Source organism: Kiritimatiella glycovorans (genome assembly GCF_001017655.1).
Taxonomy (GTDB): Bacteria; Verrucomicrobiota; Kiritimatiellia; order Kiritimatiellales; family Kiritimatiellaceae; genus Kiritimatiella; species Kiritimatiella glycovorans.
The window spans coordinates 1245283-1270711 of record NZ_CP010904.1; the positions used below are offsets into that span (position 1 = coordinate 1245283).

The 25429-nt window shown below is 63.6% G+C and carries 22 protein-coding genes and 3 tRNA genes; 14 read left to right on the forward strand and 11 right to left on the reverse strand.

Annotated features, from left to right (window positions below; genetic code table 11):
- Positions 1-2 precede the first annotated feature (2 nt).
- Positions 3-78, reverse strand: a tRNA-Thr gene (locus L21SP4_RS05155).
- Between the two features lie 67 nt (positions 79-145).
- Positions 146-820: an IspD/TarI family cytidylyltransferase gene (locus L21SP4_RS05160; RefSeq protein ID WP_052881659.1), complete on the reverse strand. Its 675-nt coding sequence runs from the start codon at positions 818-820 to the stop codon at positions 146-148.
- A 423-nt stretch (positions 821-1243) separates the two neighbouring features.
- Between L21SP4_RS05160 and rpsU the strand changes: the two genes are divergently transcribed.
- Both rpsU and L21SP4_RS05170 read left to right on the forward strand, forming a co-directional pair.
- Positions 1244-1444: a 30S ribosomal protein S21 gene (gene rpsU / locus L21SP4_RS05165; protein ID WP_052881660.1), complete on the forward strand. Its 201-nt coding sequence runs from the start codon at positions 1244-1246 to the stop codon at positions 1442-1444.
- Positions 1445-1492: 48 nt separating this feature from the next.
- Positions 1493-1568: transfer RNA gene (locus tag L21SP4_RS05170), tRNA-Ala, on the forward strand.
- 170 nt (positions 1569-1738) lie between these two features.
- Here the strand turns inward: L21SP4_RS05170 and L21SP4_RS05175 are convergent.
- The 4 genes from L21SP4_RS05175 to holA form a co-directional block, all read right to left on the reverse strand.
- A complete protein-coding gene (locus tag L21SP4_RS05175) occupies positions 1739-2611 on the reverse strand; it encodes an AsmA family protein (RefSeq protein ID WP_052881661.1) in 873 nt (290 codons plus the stop codon).
- Positions 2601-3422: a pyrroline-5-carboxylate reductase gene (gene proC / locus L21SP4_RS05180; protein WP_052881662.1), complete on the reverse strand. Its 822-nt coding sequence runs from the start codon at positions 3420-3422 to the stop codon at positions 2601-2603. Before proC ends, L21SP4_RS05175 begins: the two co-directional genes overlap by 11 nt.
- Positions 3423-3526: 104 nt before the next feature.
- Positions 3527-4216, reverse strand: a complete 690-nt coding sequence (locus L21SP4_RS05185; RefSeq protein ID WP_074041389.1) for a YggS family pyridoxal phosphate-dependent enzyme — start codon at positions 4214-4216, stop codon at positions 3527-3529.
- A complete protein-coding gene (gene holA / locus L21SP4_RS05190; protein ID WP_052881663.1) occupies positions 4203-5339 on the reverse strand; it encodes a DNA polymerase III subunit delta in 1137 nt (378 codons plus the stop codon). Before holA ends, L21SP4_RS05185 begins: the two co-directional genes overlap by 14 nt.
- Positions 5340-5447: 108 nt before the next feature.
- Between holA and L21SP4_RS05195 the strand changes: the two genes are divergently transcribed.
- Entirely contained in the window at positions 5448-5936 is a 489-nt protein-coding gene (locus tag L21SP4_RS05195; RefSeq protein ID WP_052881664.1) for an HIT family protein, read from the forward strand.
- Between the two features lie 15 nt (positions 5937-5951).
- On the opposite strand, the gene L21SP4_RS05200 is transcribed toward L21SP4_RS05195, so the two are convergent.
- The gene (locus L21SP4_RS05200) at positions 5952-6272 is read right to left on the reverse strand and encodes a hypothetical protein (RefSeq protein WP_052881665.1); all 321 of its coding nucleotides are present in this window, start codon (positions 6270-6272) and stop codon (positions 5952-5954) included.
- On the reverse strand, positions 6269-6823 hold the full coding sequence (locus L21SP4_RS05205) for a DJ-1 family glyoxalase III (protein WP_052881666.1): 555 nt from the start codon (positions 6821-6823) through the stop codon (positions 6269-6271). The genes L21SP4_RS05200 and L21SP4_RS05205 overlap by 4 nt, the downstream gene beginning before the upstream one ends.
- Before the next feature lie 107 nt (positions 6824-6930).
- Here L21SP4_RS05205 and L21SP4_RS05210 point away from each other — a divergent pair, with 107 nt between their 5' ends.
- The 11 genes from L21SP4_RS05210 to ltrA all read left to right on the forward strand — a co-directional run bounded on the left by L21SP4_RS05210 (position 6931) and on the right by ltrA (position 20579).
- Positions 6931-10143: a glycosyltransferase family 117 protein gene (locus L21SP4_RS05210; RefSeq protein WP_052881667.1), complete on the forward strand. Its 3213-nt coding sequence runs from the start codon at positions 6931-6933 to the stop codon at positions 10141-10143.
- A 42-nt stretch (positions 10144-10185) separates the two neighbouring features.
- On the forward strand, positions 10186-11277 hold the full coding sequence (queA, locus tag L21SP4_RS05215) for a tRNA preQ1(34) S-adenosylmethionine ribosyltransferase-isomerase QueA (protein WP_052881668.1): 1092 nt from the start codon (positions 10186-10188) through the stop codon (positions 11275-11277).
- A gap of 100 nt (positions 11278-11377) precedes the next feature.
- Positions 11378-13081, forward strand: coding sequence for a TIGR03790 family protein (locus L21SP4_RS05220; RefSeq protein ID WP_052881669.1), 1704 nt, complete (start codon positions 11378-11380; stop codon positions 13079-13081).
- Positions 13074-13649, forward strand: coding sequence for a D-glycero-alpha-D-manno-heptose-1,7-bisphosphate 7-phosphatase (locus L21SP4_RS05225; RefSeq protein WP_052881670.1), 576 nt, complete (start codon positions 13074-13076; stop codon positions 13647-13649). Before L21SP4_RS05220 ends, L21SP4_RS05225 begins: the two co-directional genes overlap by 8 nt.
- On the forward strand, positions 13646-14110 hold the full coding sequence (gene tsaE / locus L21SP4_RS05230; RefSeq protein ID WP_052881671.1) for a tRNA (adenosine(37)-N6)-threonylcarbamoyltransferase complex ATPase subunit type 1 TsaE: 465 nt from the start codon (positions 13646-13648) through the stop codon (positions 14108-14110). The genes L21SP4_RS05225 and tsaE overlap by 4 nt, the downstream gene beginning before the upstream one ends.
- Positions 14098-14772: a tRNA (adenosine(37)-N6)-threonylcarbamoyltransferase complex dimerization subunit type 1 TsaB gene (tsaB, locus tag L21SP4_RS05235; protein ID WP_052881672.1), complete on the forward strand. Its 675-nt coding sequence runs from the start codon at positions 14098-14100 to the stop codon at positions 14770-14772. The genes tsaE and tsaB overlap by 13 nt, the downstream gene beginning before the upstream one ends.
- Before the next feature lie 77 nt (positions 14773-14849).
- Positions 14850-15920, forward strand: a complete 1071-nt coding sequence (locus L21SP4_RS05240; RefSeq protein WP_160300686.1) for a trypsin-like serine protease — start codon at positions 14850-14852, stop codon at positions 15918-15920.
- Between the two features lie 107 nt (positions 15921-16027).
- Positions 16028-16219, forward strand: a complete 192-nt coding sequence (locus tag L21SP4_RS05245) for a DUF378 domain-containing protein (RefSeq protein ID WP_052881674.1) — start codon at positions 16028-16030, stop codon at positions 16217-16219.
- A gap of 131 nt (positions 16220-16350) precedes the next feature.
- Positions 16351-16427: transfer RNA gene (locus L21SP4_RS05250), tRNA-Pro, on the forward strand.
- Between the two features lie 935 nt (positions 16428-17362).
- On the forward strand, positions 17363-18349 hold the full coding sequence (locus tag L21SP4_RS05255; RefSeq protein ID WP_052881675.1) for an aldo/keto reductase: 987 nt from the start codon (positions 17363-17365) through the stop codon (positions 18347-18349).
- A gap of 898 nt (positions 18350-19247) precedes the next feature.
- Entirely contained in the window at positions 19248-20579 is a 1332-nt protein-coding gene (gene ltrA / locus L21SP4_RS05260) for a group II intron reverse transcriptase/maturase (RefSeq protein WP_052880802.1), read from the forward strand.
- A 154-nt stretch (positions 20580-20733) separates the two neighbouring features.
- Here the strand turns inward: ltrA and mnmL are convergent, their stop codons facing one another.
- From mnmL to L21SP4_RS05275, 3 genes are all read right to left on the reverse strand, one after another.
- Positions 20734-22527: a tRNA modification radical SAM protein MnmL/YtqA gene (mnmL, locus tag L21SP4_RS05265; RefSeq protein ID WP_052881676.1), complete on the reverse strand. Its 1794-nt coding sequence runs from the start codon at positions 22525-22527 to the stop codon at positions 20734-20736.
- Positions 22528-22606: 79 nt separating this feature from the next.
- Complete coding sequence (locus tag L21SP4_RS05270) at positions 22607-23014, reverse strand: Minf_1886 family protein (RefSeq protein WP_052881677.1); 408 nt, start codon at positions 23012-23014, stop codon at positions 22607-22609.
- Between the two features lies 1 nt (position 23015).
- Entirely contained in the window at positions 23016-25301 is a 2286-nt protein-coding gene (locus L21SP4_RS05275; protein ID WP_052881678.1) for a sodium-translocating pyrophosphatase, read from the reverse strand.
- Between the last annotated feature and the right edge of the window lie 128 nt (positions 25302-25429).

The following is a 25429-nucleotide window of genomic DNA, read 5'->3' on the forward strand; positions in this document are numbered from 1 at the left end:
AGTGGAGCCAACGGTCGGACTCGAACCGACGACCTGCTCATTACGAGTGAGCTGCTCTACCAGCTGAGCTACGTTGGCCGCGCAAAAGCGCGCATTGAGTCAAATGCGGCGAGTGAAGTCAAGCCTGCTCAGATTCCGGGAACCGTCAGTGGCGGGCCATAAGGTGCAGGTCTTCCGAAGAGCGGATTTTGAAGTTTGAGGCGGGTGACTCGACGAGGTGGACGGGCTGGTTGCTCGATTCCACAATGGCGGATTCGTCTTCCGTCCAGCTGATCTTTTTCCTGGCCGCGTGCGCCAGCGCCTTGGACAGCACCGTGTGCTTGAACGCCTGAGGCGTCTGCGCGATCCAGACCGTATTCTTTTCGGCCGTTGCCTTAACTTTTTTGCCCTGGGCGGTGAACTTGAGGGGTTCCGTGATCAGATTCGCCGCGACCGCGGCCCCGTATCGTTTGGCGGCCTTCACCGTCTGGCCGAGTACATCCTGATCGACCATGGGCCGCGAAGCCTCGTGCAGGAGGTACACACCTTTTTCGTCCCCGGCCTGCTCGAGCACGCGCTCCAGATTGGCTCTTCGCTGACGCCGGCCGGCGAGAATGTTGGTGACCTTGGTGCATCCCATCATGCGGACCAGATTCGCCGCCCTCTCGATGCGTTCCTTGTCGACCACCAGCATGATGCGGTCGATATCGGGGCAGCGCTCGAACGCCGCCAGAGAATGGCCGATCACCGGACGGGGCCCCAGGCTGAGAAAAGCCGTTTCCATGCCCTGCCCGATCTCTTCACTTTTTCCGCAACCGATGATAACACCCCAGACCGCCACCGCTCATCTCCTTTTGCCGTTCGCAATAAAGGCTTTGGATACAATATTTTAGTGGCGAGGTCAATCATGAAGTGGTCCCGGCCAGCGATTCTCATTATGGCTTCACCCTTTTCGGTCGAGGTGGCACCCGACCCTCCCAGTGCCCGAAAATGCGTCGGATATCGACTCGGGAGGGACGGCTGCCACGCCGTCCGCGGTCGGAATGCGGCCATAATGAGAACGGCTGGGTCCCGGCTTCGCTGAGAGCGGGCACGATGTAGCGCGGTCGGATTTCGGGTTCAGCCACCGAGATTCCGGCCGTTCCCGGAATTCAAGCGTGCCGATAAAATGTGCGCTGCGGCCGGTTGACATTACCCCCGTAATCACGTAAAAGGGTCCGCTTTACGAGAACCCTGCAGGCAACGAGAACGGAGAGTGGTATACGTGGCATCGACGACCGTAGAAGTGAAAGTGCGCCGCGGCGAGTCCGTCGAAAAGGCGATTCGCCGCCTGAAGAAGAAGCTGGACAAGGAAGGCGTCATGAAGTCCATGCGGGCTCATCGTCATTTCGAAAAGCCCAGCGACAAGCGTCGGCGCAAGGCCGCCCGCGCCCGCAGCCGTGCGATGCGGACAGCGCGCAGCTGAACGCGCGCAACCGACTTTCCTTAATGCTGCCGAGGACCGGTGGATCATGGGGGCATAGCTCAGTTGGGAGAGCGTCTGAATGGCATTCAGAAGGTCAGGGGTTCGATTCCCCTTGCCTCCACCAATTTTCCTGATTTCCACATTGGGACACCCGGGGGAAGATCGTACTGGTACGCGTAATCGGTCCCTGCCTTTTCTACTCCTGAACTGCCTGCCGGCAGTAAGGAGCGGGTTCTCTCCGGCGGCGCGCCGTCTGTCGCCCGTCACCGTCGAACCGCAACGCCCATGCGGCGCTCACTCGCCGTCACGGGCCAGCGCCCGCAGATTGATTCGGACCCGGTCGCTCAGCGGCGGTTCAGGTTCGGGAGGACGCATCGCCACCATGTTCCCCTCCCGGTTCCGGGCGGCGAAACGCAGGACTTCATAGCGCCCGGGCATCCACAGCATTTCCGTCTCCAGTCCCCGCACGACTCCGCCTCCGGCCAGCTGAACGCGGCCGGATTCGAGCTGCAGCCCGTAGAGCATCCTTCCGGGAAGCTGCAGCGGAACCCATTCGGCTCGCACGCCTTCGGCAAAGGCCACCGCCGCGCTGTTGCGATTGTTCCAGATCAGCCGTCCGCGCTCCATCACAACCCGGGCGTCGCGCAGCAGAGCGAAATCAAACAACGCTCCTTCTGTTCCGGGTTTGGTCGTTTCCGGGAGACCGAATACGGGGGCCAGCGCCTCCGCGGCGCGCCGCAGCCCGTCCGGAGCCCAGGTTCCGTTCTCACGCCGCACGAACTGAGCCTCGACTCCGTCAAGCCGGAGCGTCCGCATCCACGGGTCCCGTTTGCGAAATGCGTTAAGCCAGCGCGGGCGGACCGTGGCTTCGCTGATCCGGATCGCGGGCTGGGCCCCCTGCCCCTCCGCGGTCATTGAAACCCCCGTAATCTTAAGTTTAAGATCCGCCGTGAGCAGGGTGCGGTCGAGATGCACCGGCATTCCACATCGCTTCGCCAGGCGCCGGGTCACGATCGTGCGAAACCCGTCCGTGCGCACCATGAGATGTGCGGTGATGTACAGGATCAGCAGGACCGCCGCGAAAAAAAACAGTGCCCCGGCGACCCCCGATCCGCGTCCCGGCCCTTCCCGCTTCGTCTTTTTCGAAGCCTTTTTCTTATCCGTCACCGGCCAGCTCCTTTGAACGCTGCTCTGCCGCGTGCATCGCCCTGATCACGGCGTCCTTCACCCCCGCCCGCTCGAGTTCGCCGAGCGCGGCCTCCGTGGTCCCGCCGGGCGACGTAACCCGCGCCCGCAGAACGGCAGCGTCCTCGCCGGATTCGCCCATGAGATCGGCGGCGCCTTTGACCGTGGCCAGCGCGAGTTTTCTCGATTCCGGGTCCGGCAGCCCCATGGTCTTCGCCGCGTCGAGCATGGCCTCGAGCAGGTAAAACACATACGCCGGCCCGCTTCCGCTGAGCGCGGTCACGGCGTCCAGCGCCTCTTCCCCCATCGGCACGGCGACGCCGACCGACTGCATCACGGCGGCGGCGAAGGCGGTGTCCGCCTCCGTGGCGGCGCGTCCCGCCGCATACGCCGCCGCGCCGCGCCCGATCAGCGCCGGCGTGTTGGGCATCACCCGCACCACCCGCGTGCGGGCGCGCAGGCCCTCTTCAATAGTCCGCGTGCGCACCCCCGCCGCGATCGAAATGACCAGCTTGTCCTCGACCGGAGATCCCGACAGCTCCTCGAGCACGGACCCGAGGATCTGCGGCTTTACCGCCAGCAGTACGGCGTCCGCCGACTCCGCCGCGGCCCGGTTGTCCTCCAACGCCTCAACCCCGATCGATTCCGAAAACAATGCACGGCGACCGGGATCCACGTCGCTGACGCAGATCCGCCCGGCTTCCACTTCCCCGGCGTCAAGCAGTCCGCGGACGATCGCCTCGGTCATGTTGCCCGCCCCGATGAAGGCGATATTCGAATCCTGCAGTTTCATGACAGCTCCACCCCGACCTCTCCCGTCTAACTCTGACTCTGACTCACACTCTGACTCTGATTCTGACTCTCACTCTAATTCTGACTCTGACTCTGACCCTAACCCTACTTCCTTTTCCCGAAGATAGCCGTGCCCACGCGCACCAGCGTGGCGCCTTCCTCGATCGCCACCGCGTAATCGTTCGACATGCCCATCGAGAGTTCCGGCAGCGGGGTGCCGGTCTCCGCGGTGAGCCGATCCCGCAGCTCCCGAAGCTGCGCGAACCACGGGCGCGATTTTTCCGGTTCGGGAGCGAAGGGCGGGATGGTCATCAGTCCGTGGACCTCCAGCCGGGCGGTGGCGTTGACGGCGTCGACCAGCTCGCGCGCTTCGGCCGGATCGGCCCCGTGCTTGGCCGCCTCGCCCGCGATGTTGATCTGCAGAAGAACGGGGGTCGTGCCCGTGGCGTGTTTGTCCAGTTCGTCGATCAGCCTCCGGGAATCGACCGACTGAATACAGGTGAACAGCGGCAGCGCGCGCCTGACCTTGTTGCGCTGGAGGTGCCCGACGAGGTGCCACTCGAGCGTACCGGGACAGCGGACGATCTTGGAGGCGGCCTCCTGGACCTTATTTTCCCCGAACAGCGTCAGACCGCATTCCGCTGCGTCCGCGATCTCTTCCGGGGTGCGCGTTTTCGACACCGCCATCAGCCGCACCCCGGCGACATCCCGTCCGCTCCGGTCGCAGGCTTCGGCGATCCGCTGCCGCACGGTATCGATGCGGGTTCCGATGGTTTCCCCCTCAGCGGGCATCATCACCTTCTCCTTTCCTGCGGCTCATGATCCGGACGAGGAGGAGTTCGATCAGGGTATAGGGATCGGCGCGGCCACTCATCACGAGTCGTTCATGGGTCTGCAGGGCGTCTTCCATCGCCCCGTTCAATTCCCCGGTCCGGTAATGGCGGGCCTGCTTAAACAGAAGCTGCGCGCGAAACCAGTGGATTTTGCGCGGGTCCTCCGCCAGAGCACCCAGCAACCGGTCGGTCTCCGGGCCCTCCGACCAGTTCACGAACATTTTGGGGCCCGACTGTCGCAGGGACACGAGTTTCTGATCGAGGCAGTCGCGCATGCGCCGCAGGATTCGGAGGCGGTTCTCGATCGACATCATCAGCGCCACGGCCTGAACCCCCTGCCGCCGCAGCCGGTCGAGCACCGCCAGGGCCGCATCCAGCCGCCGGTCGCCGAGCGCGTCCTCCAGATCCCAGGCGAGCAGTTCGCGGGAGGGCGTCACGATTTCCCCGATATCCTCGGTGCGGACCTCGCGGCGCTCCCCGAGATAGAGGTCCAGCTTCTGCAGTTCGCTTGAGATGGCGCCCGAATCGAGTCCCACCTGGTCGACCAGCCGCTCCGCCACCGGTTCCGGGAGGCGCAGCCCCAGATTCTTCGCCGCCGCGCGGGCCCGGGTTACGACGACCGGCCGGGCCTTATACGGCTTATCGGGCAGTCCGAGATCGCGGACGCCTTCCGCTTCGCGCAGGGCCTTTACCAGGGCCGAACGGCCGTCGACCGCGCCCGCGCTGATCACGAGCATGTGAGGGTCCAGCCCCCGGCGGATCTCATCTCTGAGGGCGGACAGCTTTTTCTTCAACTCCTCGGACGCGCGGAAGCTCTTTTCGATAAACCGTGCCCGGCGGATCCAGACCACTTTGGCGCCGCCCAGCAGCCCGCCCGTGTGCAGGGCCTCGAGCGCGTCGTTGATCGCGGAGACGGCCTCCGATGAATCGTTCACATCGCCGCTCACGGTTTCGAGGCCGAGCGCCTGCTGCTCCGGAGGACAGCGCTCATGCACCAGATCCCGGGCTCCGCGGTCGGCCAGGTAATCGTCGCCGCAGAACAGTACGGCAGAGGTTCCCGAGGCGTCATCGGCTGGCGGCGTCATCTCTGTCCTTTCGTTGAAGTCTGTGTCTGAACGTTCTAGTATTTTTACGCCCGCAACAAAAGAAGGCATTTACAGGACACGCACGGAAAATCACCGGAGCACCTTATTATGAACCAGCGACCCCTCTGGGCCCCCTGGCGCATCGAATACATCCGCGGCAGCCGCGAAGAGGAATGCTTCATCTGCCGCGTCCTCGAGTCGCCGCCGGAAAAAAGCCGCGAAGACCTCGTACTCTTCCGGGGGGAACACGCCATGATCATGCTCAACCGTTTCCCGTACAACAGCGGGCACCTCCTGGTCGCCCCGCGCCGGCACGTGGCCGGCTACGAGGAGCTGGACGCCGCGGAGCATGCCGAGATTTCAAGCCTGTCGGCGAGGGCCATCCGAATCCTTCGCGACGTGATGTATCCGGACGGGTTCAACGTCGGATTCAATCTCGGCGCGGCCGGCGGCGCCGGACTCGAAAGTCATATCCATCAGCACATTGTTCCGCGCTGGACGGGCGACACCAATTTCATGCCCGTGCTGGGCGATACGCGCGTCGTGCCCGAAGCGCTGGAGAGCACCTACGACGTGTTGAAACCCCGGTTCGGCTGAATCGGGCCGCGGCGTTCATTCCCCCGGCTCGTCCGCGCCTTTTCGCAGGGTCGATTCCAGGCTGCGGATCTGCTGTTGTTTGCGATTACCCCAGACGATCAGAAGAGGCAGCATCAGCGAAAACGGAAGCGTCGCCATCCACCCGTACGGCGCCGGGATCAGGAACAGCAGGGCGATAAAAACGAGCGCGAAAACCCACATCATCACGGACGCGCGGATCATGAAGGTGCGCTCCAGCGGCCCGTTCGTGTTTTTGATGCTGCACCACGTGCCGACGGCCCCGCCCGCGACGCCGACAAGCGTTCCGACCACTCCGCCGATAAGTCCCGGGTTCATAACGCACCTCCCAGCAATAACTCACGCCGCACTTCATCCGCCTTCCGGGGGCTGTGGAGTTCGGCGATGATCCTGAGCGCGAATTCGAACGCGGTCCCGGGCCCCTGGCTCGTAATCAGGTGCCGGTCGACCACCACCGGCTCCGCGGAGCGCGTCACCCCGCTCATCTTCTCCTCGATGCCGGGATAGCAGGTGAACCGTTTACCGGTCAGGATGCCCGCGCGATGGAGCACGAGAGCCGCCGCGCAGATGGCTCCGATCCATGTTCCATCGCGGTCGAAGGCCCGCAGCGTTTCCAGCACGCCCTCGTGTCCGCAGAGGCGTTCGGCGCCGCCCATCCCGCCGGGCAGAATCAGCATATCGAACGCGCCGGGGTCCGCTTCGTTCCACGCGCAGTCCGGACAGAGCTTGGTTCCGCGCGACGCGGTGACCACGCCGGGTTCGAGTCCGGCCGCGACCGTCTCCAGCCCCGCCCGGCGCAGCACATCCATGGCGATCACGGCTTCCATTTCCTCGCAGCCTTCGGCCAGCACGATCAGAATACGGCTCATCGTCTTTCTCCCTCCGGTTCGGCGCTTGACGATCCGAGTCGAAAACGGCTTATTGTGCGGATGTTCGCTTCTTTCGGATCACGCTTTTCAGTATAGGCGGAACTGCGATGGACGTCACGGAAAATACCGGTACAGACCCGCGGCGCGGGGCTTTTTTTACACGAGGGGACTGGATTGCGGCGGCGGTCGGCTTGGTCGCGGCGCTCGCCGTCTACACCCTCACCCTGGCGCCGACGGTAACCCTGGAGGATTCGGGCGAGCTGGTCACGGCTTCGGATTACCTCGGAGTCCCTCATCCGCCCGGCTACCCGAGCTGGTCGCTGCTGACCTGGCTTTTTCAGTGGGTCTTTCATTTCGTCCGCTTCCACGGGCACCCGAACCCCGCCTGGGCGGTGAACTTCTTCTCCGCGTTCGCGGGCGCGCTCGCCTGCGGCGTGATCGCCATGCTCGTGAGCTGTTCCGGCCGCCACATTCTGCAGCATCTGCAGAAGCAGAGCCGGGCGCTCGGCGAACGCACCTGCAGCGTCTTCTGTATGGTCGCGGGAATCTCGGCCGGGCTGCTGCTCGCCTTCAGCCAGGGCATGTGGTCCCAGGCGGTCATCGCCGAGGTCTACACGCTCAATGTCCTGTTCCAGAGTCTCGTGCTGATCTTTCTCTACCGCTGGATGTGCCGTCCCTCCGACTACCGGTACCTGTTCGTCATGGCGTTCGTCTTCGGGCTGGGACTGACCAACCACCAGACCCTGATCTTCATGGGCGTGGCGCTGGCGTTCGCCGTCTTCTGTAAAGATCTTCGGTTCCGCCCCCCCCGCGACCTCATTCTCGGCATCTGCGCCGCGGCGGCCGTCGCCGCAGTGATCTGGGCATCCAAGGCCGATGTGCAGCCGCTGATCTGGATCGGGCTGCTGGGTGCGTTCGTACTGGCGGGCATGCTGCGCCAGATGATCCTGTTCCGCGACTTCCTGCTGACGGGGCTCTGCTTCGTGCTGATGTACGCACTGAACATGATCGCCGCGAACTACGGGGAAGCGAGCATGCTCTGGACCAGCGGCCCCGGATCATGGGGCTTCTGGTTCTGGACGGCCTACTCGCTGATCATCCCGGTCATCGCGGCCTTCGTGCTGCCGAACGGACGGGCGGTGTGCTTCACCTTCCTGCTGGCCTTTCTGGGGCTCTCGTTCTATCTCTACATGCCGCTCTCCTCCGACCAGAACCCGCCCATCAACTGGGGCTATCCCCGCACCTGGCAGGGGTTCATGCACGCCATCACGCGCGGGCAGTATGAAAAAGTGACGATGAGCGACGTGTTCTCGAAACAGTTCCTGCTCCAGATCCGCGCCTACCTCCACGACCTCCGCAGCCAGTTTTTCGCACCGGTCGCCCTGCTCGCCCTGATCCCGTTTCTCGCCCTGCCGGTCTTCCGCCGCGACGACGGGACGTGGAAGGTCTATTCCCGGTTCGGCCGTACCGGGGCGTTCTGGCTGCTCACCTCCGCCGTGGCGTTCATCGCCGTCGGGATCATGTTCATCATCCTGCAGAATCCCAAGCTCGACATCCAGACCCTGTTTATCGCCCGCGTCCAGTACATCCAGTCGCACGCGATCTACGCCATCTGGCTCGGCTACGGGCTGCTCCTGCTGATGGCCTTTCTCCAGACCCTGGTCCATAACCGGCCGCTGTTCCGCTATACCGGCCTCGCCCTCGTGCTGCTCCTGCCCTTCTCCCTGATCTGGAAAAACTACTACAGCGAAAAACAGTTCAGCGTGGTCGGCGGCTGCGAACAGAACGGTCACCATTTCGGCTGGCAGTTCGGGAACTGGTCGCTGCGCGGCTGGAAGGGCATCCGCGACGACCTGAACGCGGAGCTTCCCGAAGAAGAATTCCGCCGGGTCTGGGAAGACTACCCCACGCCGGGGTATCCCGAACCGATGGGCACCAACGCGATCTTCTTCGGCGGGACCGATCCGGGACGATTCGTGCCGACGTACATGATCTACTGCGCGAAGGTCCGCCCCGATGTCTACCTGATTACCCAGAACGCGCTGGCGGACCACACCTACATGGCGGTGATGCGCGACCTGTACGGCGACCAGATCTGGATTCCCTCCCCGAAGGACACGAACCTCGCCTTCCAGGAATACATCCGCGCCGTCCGGGAAGGTAAAATGCAGAGCGGCGGCGACCTGCAGGTGCAGGGAGGCCGCGTGAGCATCGAGGGCGTGGGCGGCGTGATGAAGGTGAACGGCATCCTGACCCGGGATATCTTCGAGCATAACCCTTACGTTACGGAGGCGAAGACGCACGAGAAGACCCGGCCCGTGGGTTCGGCCGTCGTGCCGCACGAACCGCGGATCGACCCCGAAACCGGTCACCCGCCGAAACGGACCTTCTATGTCGAGGAGAGCTACGTCATCCCGTGGATGTATCCCTACCTCACCCCGAACGGCATTATCATGAAACTGAACCAGGAGCCCACGGAACTGACGCCGGAGATGGTGCACAACGATATGGTGTTCTGGGACTGGTACGAGGATCGCCTGCTCTCCGACCCGAAATTCAAACGCGACGTGGTCGCCCGCAAGAGTTTTTCGAAGCTGCGTGGTTCGATCGGCGGCCTGTATCACGCGCGGGGCATGGACGAGGAGGCCGAACGCGTGTTCCGCCAGTCGATCCGCCTCTACCCGCTCAGCCCGGAGGCGGTCTTCCGCCTGGCCGATCTCTACCAGTCGCAGGATCGGTACGGGGACGCCAAACAGGTGGTTTCGGAGCTGCTGGAACAGGACCGGCTGAACGACAAGGCGCGTTCGTTTCTCGAACACCTGGACCGGATGCAGCAGCTCGAAACGCGGCGGCGCGAACTCCGCAAACGGCTCGAGGCGGGAAAATCGCTGGACCTGCTCGAACTCATACGTATCGAACAGGCGCTCGGCCATACGGGAGAGGTGGTCCGCCTGACCCGCCTCGCGCTCTCAGAGGACCGCCTCTCGCCGGAACAGACCGGCCAGCTGGCCGGAGCCCTGATCCGCATCAAGCGCTACGATCTCGCCGAAGAAGTCGTGACAGACTACCTGAAAAAACAACCGGGCAACGTGGCCGTCTGGCTCGATCTCGCTTCGCTGCGCATGCAGCTCCGCCGTCCGCTCAACGCCGTGCTGGAGCCGCTCCGCAGTGCGGTGCAGGCCGGAGGAGATCTCGCGCGCGAGAAGATCCGCAGGGACGAGCGCTTCAAGGCGCTCCGCAAACACCCGTCGTTCAGGGCCATCGTCGGCAACCCGTCTCCGTCCCTGAACCGCAAAAGGATGTCGCCCTCGTTCCCGTAATCGGATGTGCGGCCGCCCCCGCGCCGTCCGCAGCCAGGCCCTATGAAATCGCACGACTCCACACCGGATCCGGGACGGCTCGAGGCCTACGATTACGATCTGCCGCGGGAACGGATCGCGCAGCATCCGTCCCCCGTCCGGCACGAGTCGCGGATGATGGAGGTCCGCCGCGACCGCGACGAGTTCAGGCATCGCAGGGTCTCCGACCTCCCCGATCTTCTCGAGGCCGGAGATCTGCTGGTGTTCAACGACACACGCGTGATTCCCGCCCGCATCTTCGGGCACAAGAAAACCGGGGGACAGGTCGAGCTGCTGTTGCTCGAGGAACAGCCGTCCGGCGAATGGGAGGCGCTGCTGAAATGCTCCCGGCGGCCCGCCGCGGGAGAGGATGTGGAGTGCTGCGGGGGCGAACTCCGTGCCGCGGTGCTGGAACACGGCGAACGCGGCCGCGTACGCCTCCGCCTCCGTCATCGCCGCCCCCTGATGGAGATCCTGGAGGAGTACGGCCTGCCCCCCCTCCCGCCGTACATCGACCGCAGCGACGCGTCATCGGAACAGGTGCGGCAGGACCGCGCGCGCTACCAGACGGTCTACGCCGCCGAGCCCGGGGCCGTCGCGGCCCCTACGGCGGGGCTCCACTTCTCGCCGGAACTGCTCGACCGGCTCGAGGCCCGCGGCGTACAGCGCGCCATGGTTACGCTCCACGTGGGCCTCGGCACGTTCCGCCCCGTTACGGAGTCCCGGATCGAGCGGCATCGGATGGACGAGGAACGCTACCGGATTCCGGCGCAGACACGGGCGATGATCGCCGCGGCGCGCAACGCACAGCGACGTGTGATCGCCGTCGGATCGACGGTCGTTCGCACGCTGGAGAGCGAGGCGGACCGGCTTGACCCGGGCCCGGAGGGCTCCGCCGGAGGCGACCTGGAAGGCCGGAGCGGGCTGTTTATCTATCCCCCCTACCCCTTCCGGTCGATCGACGCCATCCTGACCAATTTTCATCTGCCCCGCTCGACCCTGCTGATGATGATGGCGGCGTTCGCCGGGCGTGAGCGCATCCTGTCGGCCTACCGCGAAGCGGTTCGCGAGCAGTACCGGTTTTACAGTTACGGCGACTGCATGCTGATTCTCTGAGTCAATGGGGGCTGGATCGGCGGCAGACCGACTGCTAGGCTGAAGCACCCGTGAAGGGATCGCCGCGCAACAAAAGGCGGACGCCGGAGGACCGAGTCCAATGACCGACAAGAAGACAGCGCTGAAGTGGTTCGCCGTGCTCCTGGTCTGCGGCTGCACGGGCGCGGCCCGGGCCCAGCTGCCCGGGGAAACCCTGCTGCTGATCAACCGCAACTCCGCGGCATCGATGAAGGTGGGGCATTTTTTCGCCCGGACCCGCAAGGTGCCCTTCGAAAACATCGTGTACCTGGACGTCCCCGCCGAGGCGGTGCAGGGCACCTACTCCATAGCCCCCGAAGAATTCACCCGGCATATCTGGGACCCCGCCCGCGCGGCGGCAGACCGGCGCGGCCTCGCCGATCACCTCCTCGCCTGGGTGTACTCGGTCGATTTCCCCATCCGGGTCACCGCCTCCCCGGATGTCTCCATCACGGGCCTGACCTTCGCCCGCAACGATCTCCCCGCGAGTGAAAAGGTGAAAAAGGGGCAGTATCTCTCGCATCTCTTCTGCGGACCGACCCCGAAAGGCGAGCGGTCCCGCCCTCCCCTTTCCTTCGCCCGCTCCGCCGCAGGGCTCGGCGACCGCATGCCGCTGCCCGCCATGATGCTGGGCCACCTCGGCCCGGGCGGAAGCACCGTGGAGCAGGTCATGGAAACCCTCCGCCGGGGAGCCCGCTCGGACGGCTCCCGTCCCGACTCCGGCATCTACTTCGTGCGCACGGATGATGAGCATCGATCCAAACCGCGCGAGTGGCAGTACGCGGCGGTCCAGACGGAACTGGCTCGGTTCGGGATCGAGGCGACGACCACGACCAACTTTCCCGCCGGCGAGGAGAACGTGATCGGGCTGCTCACCGGCGCGAAAACGGTCGATCCCGGCCGGGTGGAGTCGTTCGCCCCGGGGGCTGTCGCGGAACACCTCACGAGCTGGGCCGCGGTCTTCGAACGCCCCCAGACCAAGCTCACCGCGTGGCTCAACAACGGCGTTACCGCGTCCGCCGGTACGGTCACCGAACCGTACAACGTATGGACGAAATTCCCGCACGCCCGCCTCTTCGTGATGTACGCCGGGGGATGCACCGCGATGGAGGCCCTCTACCAGTCGATTGCGTGCCCCTTTCAGTCGCTTATCCTCGGCGAACCGTTCGCGCGTCCCTGGCGGCTGCCTGTCCGCGTCGGCGTCGCCGGACTTCCCCGAGAGACGCTGGACGGGGACGTGACGCTCCGCGGGCAGGCGGCCCCGCAGCACCCGAAACTCTCCTTCGAATTCGCGTTCTACGTCGACGGGCGTCTGCGGCGCGACTTCGATGCGGATTCGACGTACCGCCTGCCGGTAAGCGAACTGAATGACGGGTTCCATACACTGCGGGTCGCGGCGCGGCTCAAAAAACCCGTAGTGCACGCGATAGAGGCCACCGGCGGGTTCATGGTCGACCGCGCGGGGCGCTCGGCCGTCATCCGCACCATCGAGGGCCGGGAAGACGGCGCGGTGGCCGTGACCGTCGAAACGCGCTCGGACACGCCGCCGCAGAAGGTGTGTCTTATGCGCGGGTCGCTGCTTCTCGACGAGCGGGAAGGCGGCGGCGAACACGAGTTCCGGTTCAACGAACGCGAGGTCGGTGAAGGGGTTCATATTCTGCAGGCGGTGGCCCGGTTCGAAGACGGAGCGGAGGTCAGAAGCGCGCCGGCCAGGTGCGAAATCGCCTTTCCCGAACCGAAGCCGGAACGGACGGCGGAGGAGGAAAGCGGGGGGACGGATGAATAATCGGCGTCCCTGTGTCTTTTTCGACCGCGACGGCATCGTCAATGTCTCGCCCGGCGACGGCTACGTGGAATCTCCGGCAGGATTCCGGCTGCAGGAAGGATTCGTGCAGGCGCTGCGCGCGGTCAGGCACGGCGGTTTTGCGGCCGTGGTGGTGACCAATCAGCAGGGGATCGGTAAAGGCCTCATCACGGAGGCGGATCTGGACCGCATCCATGCAAAGATGCATGCCGGGCTGGGCGAGCGCGGGCTGAAACTGGACGCCGTCTATCACTGTCCTCATCTGGCGGGGACCTGCTTCTGCCGCAAGCCGCTTCCGGGTCTGCTGCTCCGGGCGGCCCGCGAACTGCAGCTCGACCTGTCCCGATCCTGGATGGTCGGCGATAAAGAAAGCGATGTCGACGCCGGACGCGCCGCCGGCTGCCGGACCGTGAGAATCGGCGTCCCGGATACGACCCGGGCGGACTTCCGCCTGCCGGAGATCGGCCTGCTGGCGGATTTCTTCAGGGAACGGCTTAAGGGGCCCTGCCCCCGCGCGACGGAAGGCGCAGAAAAACCGGTGGATTCATGAAGAACGGAAACGCGGAGCGCACGGTCGGCAGAACGGTCTCGTACGGACCGGAGGAGACCCGTGAGATCGCGGGGGAACTGGCGCGCGAACTGTCCGACGGCGCGGTGCTGGCCCTCCACGGCGATCTCGGGGCGGGCAAGACCTGTTTCGTGCAGGGACTCGCCCGGGCGTGCGGCGTCGACCAGCCCGTAACCAGCCCCACCTTCACGCTGATCAATGAGTACCGCGGCCGGCGGCGCGTCTACCATATCGATCTCTATCGGATCGCGGACCCGGAGGAGCTGCGCGACCTCGGATGGGAGCAGTACATGGAGCCGGACGGCATCACGGTCGTGGAGTGGGCCGAACGTGCGGCGGACGCGTTTCCCGGCACGGCCATCCATATTCGCTTTGATTACGGGAAGGAACCCGAAGAACGGATCCTGTGTTTTGACCGCGGAGGCGCGCCATGCTCACGCTGACCGCCGACGGCTCCACCTCGCATGGCAGCATCGCCCTCGCGGACGAGGACGGCTTTCGCGCCGAACGCACCTGGACCGAGGAGAGACGGGGTCCCAGGCTCTTCTTCGATCAGCTCCGCCGTCTGCTGGAAGAGACGGGAAAGCGTCTGGAGGGGGTCGATTTCCTGACGGTCGGCCGCGGGCCCGGGTCCTTTTCCGGTCTGCGCACCTCCTTCGCCGTATTCCAGTCCGCCGCCCTGCCCGATCACCGCCCGCTGTTTGCTCTGAACAGCACGCGCGTACTCGCAGCGGAACTCCTGGCCGAGACCGGCGCCGGGCGGGTCGGGGTCTGCGGAGATGCGCGCCGCGGTCATCTCTGGTTCGCCGTCTACACCGGTCCTGCCGAGAATCCGGAGGAGGTCTCCCCCCCTGCCCTGGTGCCCTACGAAAACGTCGCTTCGCAGATTGACTCCGATCTGCCGATCGTCTCGCCCGACCGGACACGGCTCGAACGGCTTGCCGTCGACGGGCTGCCCGCGGGGCTGTTACCCCAACCCCGTTTCCCTTCGGCACAGACGCTCGGAGAAATGGCACTCGTCCGCAAAGCGGCGAACGCCCCCTTCGACGATCCGGAACCCCTCTACCTGCACTCCGCCGTGGCCGCCAGACCGCGGTTTGAATAAGTGAAACGAAGAGATTCTTTTCGCTGGCGAGAGGTTTTTTTTGCTTTAGAATGCCCCTGCGAATGGGGGGATTTACAATGAAGTCTTCAGAAGCTTTTTTGCGGGTCGGCTTGGCTTTTCTTCTGAGCGCGTCCTCCGCGATTGCCATCGTAACGGAGGATAACTCCACGGCGGAAACCGCACCTACGAACGCCGGCGCCGCGTGGGATATCGAGTGGGACTATGTGTATAACGTCAATCAGCCGGGCAGCGGGGTAGCTATTGACGAATACTGGCTGCTGACGGCCGCGCATGTGGCCGATGACGGGAATGCTGCGCTTACGATCGGCGGGACCAACTACACCGCCGTTCAGACCAATTATCATAATCAGGCCGATCTTGCCCTCATCCGCTATGACAAAGCGTTTCCGGGCTATTATCCCCTGTATACGAACGACTTTTCATCTCAGCCCACAGGTGTACTGATCGGCTACGGGCAGACGGGCACCGTAACTTCCTTAATCAATGACTACTACAATTCCTCCGGCTCCGCGGGAACCAAACGCTGGGGGTCCAATATTATTGAAGGACGGGAAACCAATGTGAGTTACACCATTGGCAGCGACGGGTGGACCAACGAAATGGTCCGCATGGGATTTGATCTGAGTGACACGGACTATGAATGCGGTGTAGGCTTCGGCGATTCCGGCGGCGGGTTATTCGTGGAAGTGACCGGAACCTGGAAGCTGGCCGGGATCAACACGATCCGGGAAGACGGCACATTCGGATATACAGGTCAGAAGGCGGTGGATCTTACGCAGTATAACGACTGGATCACCCAGACCGTTCCCGAACCCGGCAGCATGGTGCTCATGAGCGGTTCGCTGGCGGGCGTGTTCGGCTTGCGGAGGCGGCGGAGATACGCGATCGAAAAGAGCCGGCAGCGCTTGCAAACCGTCGATCTGACACGCTCACCGCATCGTTATCGCGGCCAGGCCCGCCATTACCTCGGAATGTGGCGATTGGTGTTTGTCGTGCAGGACCGGATCGTGCGGCCGAATGCGAACCGCCGGTCGCACAGGGACCTGATCGGCGATCTGCTGCTGCGATGGGACGACCTCCGGCTGCGTGCGGTCCATCGCCTGCTGCATCTTTTCCGCCGCAGTTGAAGGATGCCGATTCTTATGACCCCCAGGAGAAATCCGGGCCGGCCCTTAATAACACTTGCTTTGTGTCATTATAGGGTTAGAGTAGAGCGCAAGAAAGGAGGTCGCATATGAAGGCATTGAATTTCATTGCGATGCTGTTGATTGTGATCGGGGCTTTGAACTGGGGGCTGTGGGGCATTTTCCAGTTCGACCTCGTCGCGGCCCTGCTGGGCGGTCAGAGTGCTGTGCTCAGCCGGATCGTCTACACGCTCGTAGGACTCGCCGGAGTCTACGGCATCCGTTTCCTCAAAACGGGCTGAACCCTGCCTGCCGATCCCTTCGGCGTAAAAGAAGGCGCGGCCCTGAAACGGCCGCGCCTTTCTGTTTCTGAATAGACTTGAACCCCGCCCCCTTCTCCGGTACAACGCCGCTTTTTCCGCCATCGCCGAAACGGGGTGTAGCTCAGCCTGGCAGAGCGCTACGTTCGGGACGTAGAAGTCGCTGGTTCGAATCCAGTCACCCCGACCATTTGGATCAAGAAAAATCCCTGCCTGAACCGCGAATGAACGCCAATCCACGCGAATAATACACTTCTGATATTCGCGTCCCTGCGCCTGACGCAGGCTTGCCGCGTCCCTCCCTAGCCCGTCTTTCCCTGTTCGGCGGCGAAAACGCCTTTTTTTTGGTTCTACGTAAATTTTTATGGTGGAGCCGTTCGGGGAAGAGGCGGGATGGGGATTCACCACAGCGGTCACAGAGGATGCCGGAGTCGGAATGGGAGACGGCAAACGGTCGTAGTAGCGCCGCAAGCGCCCGAAGGGCCGGGGCGCGTCATACCGCTCGTAGTGGCGCCGCACGTCTGCCCCCGGCCGGCCAGGCGCGTGAAGATAACGGCCCTGGCCCTGCTTCGCAGGCCTGCGGGCCTACTACAAACTTTTTCCGCCTGAGTTCCACATGGGGACACCCGGTGAATATCGTACTCGTACTCAGCGAAGCGGTACGCGTACTCGAGTTCCTTGAACCGGGGGAGTGGGATCGCGCCTTCGGCGCTCCGAGTACGCGTACGAGTACGAGTAAGAGTACGAAAACGGCGGACGGCCTTCTGCTGTCCAGCAGAATCCCTACCCTCACGCGCGGGTTCGGCCTGCACCTCTTGGGTAGGGCGCGATCTCCGCCGGTGGGGTGTCACTATGAAATACGCGAAAGAAGCCGCTTGCATTGGCTCCTTTCGATTTCTAGACTTCGCCCCGTAAATAGAAGGCGCCGTTCCGGGAGATTCATCGGAGCCACGGCGCAAGACCCCCGAAAGGAGACCCCCCCGTTGCAGGGGAGCAGAAGTCCCGCGGGCGCATCCCCCGGATCGCGTTCCCGCGGGGCTTGTTGTTCACAGGGTTAGAACCCCGCGAATAATAATCGTTCATTTTTAACAGCAATTATTGCGCCAGACATGAAAAGGAGGCGCTATGGAAGACGACCGCTACCAATCCATGCCCTACCGCCGCTGCGGACACAGCGGACTCTCCCTGCCGGCGGTTTCGCTGGGGCTGTGGCACAATTTCGGCGCGGACGACGATCGTGACCACACCCGTGAAATAATCCGCACGGCCTTCGACCACGGCATCACGCACTTCGACCTCGCCAACAATTACGGACCCCCGCCCGGGGAGGCCGAGGTTCGGTTCGGCGAAATACTTCAGCGCGATCTGGCCGGTCATCGGGATGAGCTCATCATTTCGACCAAAGCAGGATTCCCGATGTGGCCCGGCCCGTACGGCGACGGAGGTTCGCGCAAATACCTCATCGCGAGTCTCGATCAGAGCCTCCGGCGCATGGATCTCGAATACGTGGATATTTTCTATCACCACCGCCCCGACCCCGGGACCCCGGTCGAGGAGACGGTCGGCGCCCTTGCCCACGCGGTGCACAGCGGCAAGGCGCTCTACGCGGGCATCTCGTCCTATTCCGCGGAAGAGACCAGAACCGCCGCGGCGTATATGCGCGAAGCCGGCATCCCCTGCCTGATCCACCAGGTCCAGTACCACATGCTGCTCAGGGATGCGGAAGATGCACTGTTCGATACCCTGGAGGATGAAGGTATCGGCGCAATCGCCTTCTGCCCGCTGGCGCAGGGCCTGCTGACCTCGAAATACCTGGAGGGGATCCCGGAGGGGTCACGGGCGGCGCGCGAAGGCACCTTCCTCGACCCGGAACAAATCGACGCGAAAATTCAGAAGGCGTTGCGCGAAATGAATGAAATCGCCGCCGCGCGGGGCCAGACCCTCGCCCGGATGGCCGTATCCTGGGTGTTGCGCGACCCGCGTATGACTTCCGCCCTGATCGGGGCGAGCCGCGCGGACCAGGTGGTCGAGAACTGTGCCGCGACGCAGGATCCGCCTTTTGACGTCGAAGAACTGCGCCGCATCGACCGCATCCTGCAATCCGTATCTTAAAGTTATGCCGGAGGACCCGCTGTTGACAGAACTATGTGGTCAGCGATTCTCATTATGGCTTCACCCTTTTCGGTCGGGGTGGCACCCGACCCTCCCAATGCCCGAAAATGCGTCGGATATCGACTCGGGAGGGACGGCTGCCACGCCGTCCGCGGTCGGAATGCGGCCATAATGAGAACTGCTGCTGTGTGGTGAAAACCACATGGCAGGTTCGAAGTTCCGGCAGGGGGTTCCAACCAACCATTCCTGACATTTGCGTCCCTTCGCGACCATTAGCGGTTCCGGGAGCAGTAACCCCGCGGGCGCATCCCCCGGATCGCGCCTCCGGCGCTCCGAGTACGCGTACGAGTACGAATTATGTGAATCCCGATTTCTTCGAGACCCCATCCGTGCCATCGGTGTAATCCGGTGCGCCAAGCAAAGCTTGGCTGTTTCTAACTGAATGAAAGGAGTCAGTCGTGTGAATTGATCGTTGCACATGTAGCCGACCCAGCGGTGATCGGGGGTAACCCCGGCGTCGAAGCCTGGGAAGGCGAACGCGCGAGCCGTAGCGAAAGCGAACTTGATTCAGCCTCGTTACACAAGTCGAGGGCGGCCAGCCTATCGGATATGATGAAGCCAGCACTTGTCGGGAAGGAACGGTCATATGCACCGGCAAGGCCCTCCGGGGTAACAAGAGACGGCGCGCGCAGAAAGAACAGCCAGGAACTTGGGAGGCCCGCCGTGATGTCGGGTAAGCCGACAAGCCCGTGGGGGAATCAATAACCTCGGGGGTGATCGCGTGCGGGAGTCGGAGAGGCTCGTAGTAGTGATGAAGCGGGGTAATGCCCGTGGAGCGAAGGGGTCTCGGCGGAAGACGAGCTGAGTAAGAAGCGCGGGGGACTGATTGGTGAAACCTATGACAGAAGAAGCGACGGAGTACTATCGCATTGACGACAGACTCTTGCCGCCGAAACTCGCCGCGCTGAGACAGAAGCTGAGTCAGAAGGCCAAACAGGAGAAGCGGTTTCGCTTCTACAGTCTCTATGGCCACATTGGCCGGGCCGACACTCTGCTGGCGGCATGGAAACATGTACGCGCCAACGGCGGAAAAGAAGGCCCCGATGGTGTGACCATCGAGGACATCGAACAGAGTCAAGGAGGAGTCGAAGCCTTCTTGGCGGATATTGAACGCAGCCTGAAGGATCGAACCTACCGTGCTGGAAAAGTGCGGCGGGTCTACATCCAGAAGGTGAACGGGAAACTCCGTCCCTTGGGAATACCCTCGGTGCGGGATCGGGTCGTGCAGACCGCTACGGTTCTGATATTGGAACCGATCTTTGAAGCTGACTTCAAGGACTGCTCCCATGGGTTCCGGCCTGAGCGCTCGGCGCATGATGCGTTGAAGGCGATTGGACAGGAGCTCCGGCAAGGGCGGTGTGCGGTTTATGATGCGGATCTGGCCGGCTATTTCGACAGTATTCCACACGACAAGCTCATCGCTTGTGTGCAGATGCGTGTCACCGACCGGTCCGTGCTGAAGCTGATCCGAATGTGGCTGAAAGCGCCGGTAGAGGAAACGGAGAAAGGCAAACCGCCGACCGTGAAGCGCAACGACAAGGGCACGCCGCAAGGCGGGGTCATTTCGCCGCTTCTGGCCAACATCTATCTGCACTGGTTCGATGCGGTGTTTTACCGCAAAGACGGACCGGCACGGTGGGCGAAGGCCAAACTGGTGAGGTACGCCGATGACTTCGTGGTCCTCGCCCGGTATATCGGTCCGCAACTCGAAGCGTTCATCGAAGCCAAGATAGAAGGGTGGCTCGGGCTGAAGATCAACCGGGACAAGACCCGGATACTCGATGCTCGGGAACCGGGGCAGACGCTGGACTTTCTCGGATATAGCTTCCGCTATGACCGGGACCTCGGCGGACGCCCGTGCCGGTACTGGAACCTGACACCGTCGCGGAAAGCGCTCCAACGGGAACGTGATCGGCTTCGGGAGATGACCGGACCGGAACAATGCTTCAAACCTCTGCCGACGGTGATCGACGAACTCAACATGCAAATGCGAGGATGGGCAAACTACTTCTCGCTGGGTTATCCGCGTGTGGCATTCCGCCACGTCAATGGATACGTGCGACAGCGTCTCACGCGACATGCGAAACGACGCAGTCAGCGCGGCTACTGGCCCCCTGAAGGTATGAGCTACTACGCGCATTTCAAGAACATGGGACTGATCTACCTGTGAAACCATCCAACAAATGCCTTCCGCGAGAGCCGGATGCGGGAAATCCGCATGTCCGGTTCGACGAGGGGGAGGGCAGTCCGCGGTCATTGGCTATACGCCTCTCATCCCGTGGCTCCCTCTCTACTCTACTGGTAGAAAATATAAGCGAATAACCTCATTTTTTCCACAGCCGGATCCGTCGTTCGCGCGCGCGGAGGACTTCGCGGTTGGTGCGGCACAACCACGGATCTCGAAACGGGATGGATCCCGTCTCGGCGGGGTCCATAAACCTCGGTTCTCCGACACGCGCGGGGTCGGGCGATGCGAGCACGGCGTGCCGCGACTCCAGGTCGCCGACAGCGAAACCGGCCTGCCGGAGGCCGGCGCACACCGGACGCGAACGGCTGTAGGTCAGCAGCAGGCCGCCCGGCCGGATCAGGCGCCGCAGGATGCGGAAAAAATCGACGGTCCACAGCTCGCTGTTGCGCTGCGTAGAGAACGGATCGTGGAAAATCAGGTCGAACGCGCCTGCATCCAGTTGCGGCGCCTTCTCGCGCGCGCCGCCCCAGTGCATCGCGATGTCGGCCTCCGGCGCGCCCTGCCCGTCGCGCCAATGGCCCGATGTATAAAGCGCACGCAGGATCGCAGCCGGATCCGGACAGAGGGAGGCGTCTTCGGGCGGCCGTATATGTTCCGCGGCCCACCGTACGGCTCCGCGGTCTATTTCGAGCGCGTCGACCCGAAACCGCCGCGCCCTGCCCCGCCGCCGCGCCTCGATCAGCGCCGCAAGGGTGTTGTATCCGAGTCCGAAACAGACATCGAGCACCCTGACCTCGGAACCGTCGAATCCTTCCGGACTGGCCGGTTCGACGAAACGGGTGCGCGCCTCCCACCACGCCCCGGCCCGACAGTGATAATGCTCGCTGAACTGCGCGTTCCACCGGGTCACACTGCCGTCATCGCCGGTCGTACCCGCTTCGTCACCCTTCCCCGCCTCCGTCCCGGAAGAGGTCGCAACCGGACCGATCCTGTCGCCCTGCCGCGCCTCGCGTCCCCGCATGAGACGCACGAGGTGTTCCGTGAAAGCCCCCTTATTCATCCGCCAGACCGGAGCGACCCGTTCCTCGCCGGGCGTGTCCGTGCAGAGACGCATGACGGGCAGGTCCGGCGGAAGACGCCGCAGCGCCTCGAGCAGCAGTTCCGCGTATTCCAGCGGGCCGGGTACGGGGAACGGCCGGCGACGGTATTCCTCCGCCAGCGCCGTACCTCGAATCACATGCAGGTTATGCAGCTTGACGGCGTCGACCGGCTCCGCGGCCAGGCGTTCAACGGTCTCCATCATACCCTCGAAAGACTCTCCGGGCAGACCCAGGATGAGGTGCGGGGCCACCCGGAACCCGCGCCGCTTCAGGGCGCGTATCGCCTCCAGGCCGCATTGCGCATCATGACCGCGGCGGATCCGCCGCAGGGTCGCGTCGTGAAGGCTCTGGATTCCCGGTTCCACCCACACCTCGCGCGGGTGGGCGGGACCGATGCGTCCCTGCGCCAGGTCTTCCAGAACATCGAGCACGGGGGGCGGAAGGCAGTCGGGGCGCGCACCCACCGATACGACGTCCGCATCGCAGACCCCCAGGGCGCGCTCAAACAAGCGGCGCTGAACCTCCGGCGGAGCGAGCGTCGGAGTCCAGGTCTGGGCGTACAGCCAGAAGCGGGTCCCGCCGTAACGTCCGCGCGCGAACTGCACACCACGCCGGACCTGCTCTTCGATCCCTGCCGCATGCAGCGTCTGGCGCGCCCGCCCGCCGTGCTCGGCGCAGAACGTGCATCCCCCTGAACCGTCCTCCGCCCGGTGAGGGCAGCCGGTGCCGAAATCCACGGGAATCCGCTGGAGTGTTCCGCCGTACCGTTCGATCATGAAGTCGCGGTACGTGCGGAAGGGCGGCGGATCGCTGGTCGGCGGCTTGCTCATCACATGCTCAGATTACACCCGGCGCCGCGGAGTGAAACCCCGGACGACCCGGAAAAACGTTCTCGCCCGGCCCACGGACTCAGGGATAACGCGTAGTAGAGCGGCTGTCGGGGGCATACGGCCGGCGGAAGGCCTCGTCGAAATCGTATCCCCCCTCAAAATCGCGAAGGCTGTCTTCCTCGGTCTTTCCGAGCATGCCCGCCTCGACCATATTGAACACGATATGCCCGAAATCGATGCAGGAATGCACGCCCCAGTGGTTCAGCACCCTTTTGGCCATCGGCCCGTATTCCTGCAGCGCGTACTCCCGGAGTCCGTCCAGCAGTTCAGCCCCGCTGATATGGCGCCCGGGCCCTTCCGCCGGCCGTTCGAGCTTCCGGGCCGTAAACGACAACCCCTCCTGAACGAACCGGTACGCCTCCTCCGAGTAACGCGGGTCGTCCAGGAGCATCTGTCTCAGGGCCTCTTCGGGATTCGTCGGCTTCATCTCACTTCAGTATCTGCGGCGCGATGTTCAGCCATTCCTGGATCGCGGGCGAAAACTTCACCACCACCGGCGTGAAGACCACGCTGACCATCGTCATCAGTTTGATCAGGATGTTCAGCGAAGGACCGCTGGTATCCTTGCAGGGGTCGCCGACCGTGTCGCCGACCACCCCCGCCTTATGGGCGTCGGAACCCTTGCCTCCGTGCGCGCCCTCCTCGATATACTTCTTCGCGTTGTCCCACGCCCCGCCCGCGTTGTTCAGCATGTTCGCCAGCACGTAACCGGTGGTCAGTCCGCCGGCGAGCAGACCCAGCACGCCGGGTACGCCGAGCACGAGTCCTCCGGCGATCGGCACGACGATCGCGAGCAGCGAGGGCACGATCATCTCCCGCTGGGCGCCGCGGGTGGAGATCTCCACACAGCGCGCGTAATCGGGTTTTCCGGTACCCTCCAGGATGCCCTCGATCTCGTTGAACTGGCGGCGGACCTCGTCGCCCATCAGGCCGGCCGCCCGCCCCACGGCCTTCATGGTCATCGCGCAGAACACGAACGCCATCATGGCGCCCAGAAAGATGCCGCAGATCAGCAGCGGATTCATGATATGCAGCTCGTAGATCTCCACGAAATCCATGATTTCGAGATGCGTCGTCTCGCCCTGCACTCCGAACTTGGCCGCCACGTCCGGCAGACGCCCGATCCACAGTTTCACCTCGTCGATGTACGCCGCCAGCAGCGCCATCGCGGTCAGCGCGGCCGATCCGATCGCGAACCCTTTACCCGTCGCCGCCGTGGTATTGCCGAGCGAATCGAGCGCATCGGTTTTCCGGCGCACGTCCGGGGGAAGACCGCACATCTCGGCATTGCCTCCGGCGTTATCGGCGATCGGACCGTAGGCGTCCGTAGCCAGGGTGATGCCCAGCGTGGCAAGCATGCCGACCGCGGCGAACCCGATCCCGTAAAGCCCCATCCCGATATTTGAAAAACCGTCGGCGAATCCGAACGCGCAGATAATGCCGAGCACGATCGTGATCACGGGAATGCCCGCCGACATCATACCCACGGCCAGTCCGTCGATGATCGTCGTGGCCGGACCCATGCGCGCCTGCTCGGCGATACCCCGGGTCGGCTTGTATTCCGCCGAGGTGAAGAATTCAGTCGACTGTCCGATAATCACTCCCGCGACCAGTCCGGCAACCACCGAGAACACCACGCCCAGCGGAATCATTCCCGCGGCATAGATTCCGAAGAGCGCCACGACGATGAGCGCCGAGCTGGTGAGCGTACCCGTCGCCAGGGCCCGAAGCAGCTGCTTCTGGGAGGCACCCTCCTTGCAGCGCACGAGAAACACGCCGAAGATCGAGAGCAGAACGCCGATCCCGGCCACGATCATCGGGGCGGTCACCATCCCGACCGCCTCGCCGATGTCGCGGCGCACGCCGACCGACGCCCCGAGCGCCATGGTGGCCAGGATCGAGCCGCAGTACGATTCGTACAGGTCGGCTCCCATACCCGCCACGTCGCCCACGTTGTCGCCCACGTTGTCGGCGATCGTCGCCGGATTGCGCGGGTCGTCCTCGGGAATACCCGCTTCGACCTTTCCTACCAGGTCGGCGCCGATGTCGGCCGCCTTGGTGTAAATCCCGCCGCCCACACGGGCGAAGAGCGCCTGCGTCGAGGCCCCCATGCCGAACGTGATCATGGTGGTGGTCATCTCGACCAGCTTCTGCGACGCGGTGGTGCCCTCCTCGACCAGTGTCATGCCGAAGAGATGCAGTCCGTGGGCCATGTTGGCGGGGGTGTAGACCAGGCGGTCGAGGATCAGGTACCACAGGCAGATGTCGAGCAGCCCGAAGCCGACGACCACCAGACCCATGACGGCCCCGGAGCGGAAGGCCACCTTGAGGCCCTTGTTCAATCCCTCCCGGCAGCCCTGCGCCGTGCGGGAGGAGGCCGACGTGGCCGTGCGCATGCCGATGTACCCGCACAGTCCCGAAAAGAAACCGCCCGTCAGAAAGGCCACCGGCACAAACGGATTCTGGATGTGAAAGACGGCGAGCACGCCCAGCAGCAGGAAAAGCACGGCGAATACCTTGATCACCACACCGTACTGGCGCCGGATATAGGCCATCGCCCCTTCGCGCACGTAACCCGCGATGCGCTGCATGTCCTCGTTGCCCGCCGGTGACTTGAACATGTCGTGATGAAAGTAGCCTGCGAACACGAGCGCCAGCACGGAAGCCGCGGGCGCAAACCACCAGAACCAGGGAGTCACGAATAGTTGATCCATTTTATCACCTTTTTCTGCGGACTGTTATCCTGCTCTTAATCTCCGGGAACCGCCGGAGGATCGATTGTCGGCGGATAATATATTAATGATCTCAAAAGTGGTGACAAACGTAATCGTTCAGAAGTACG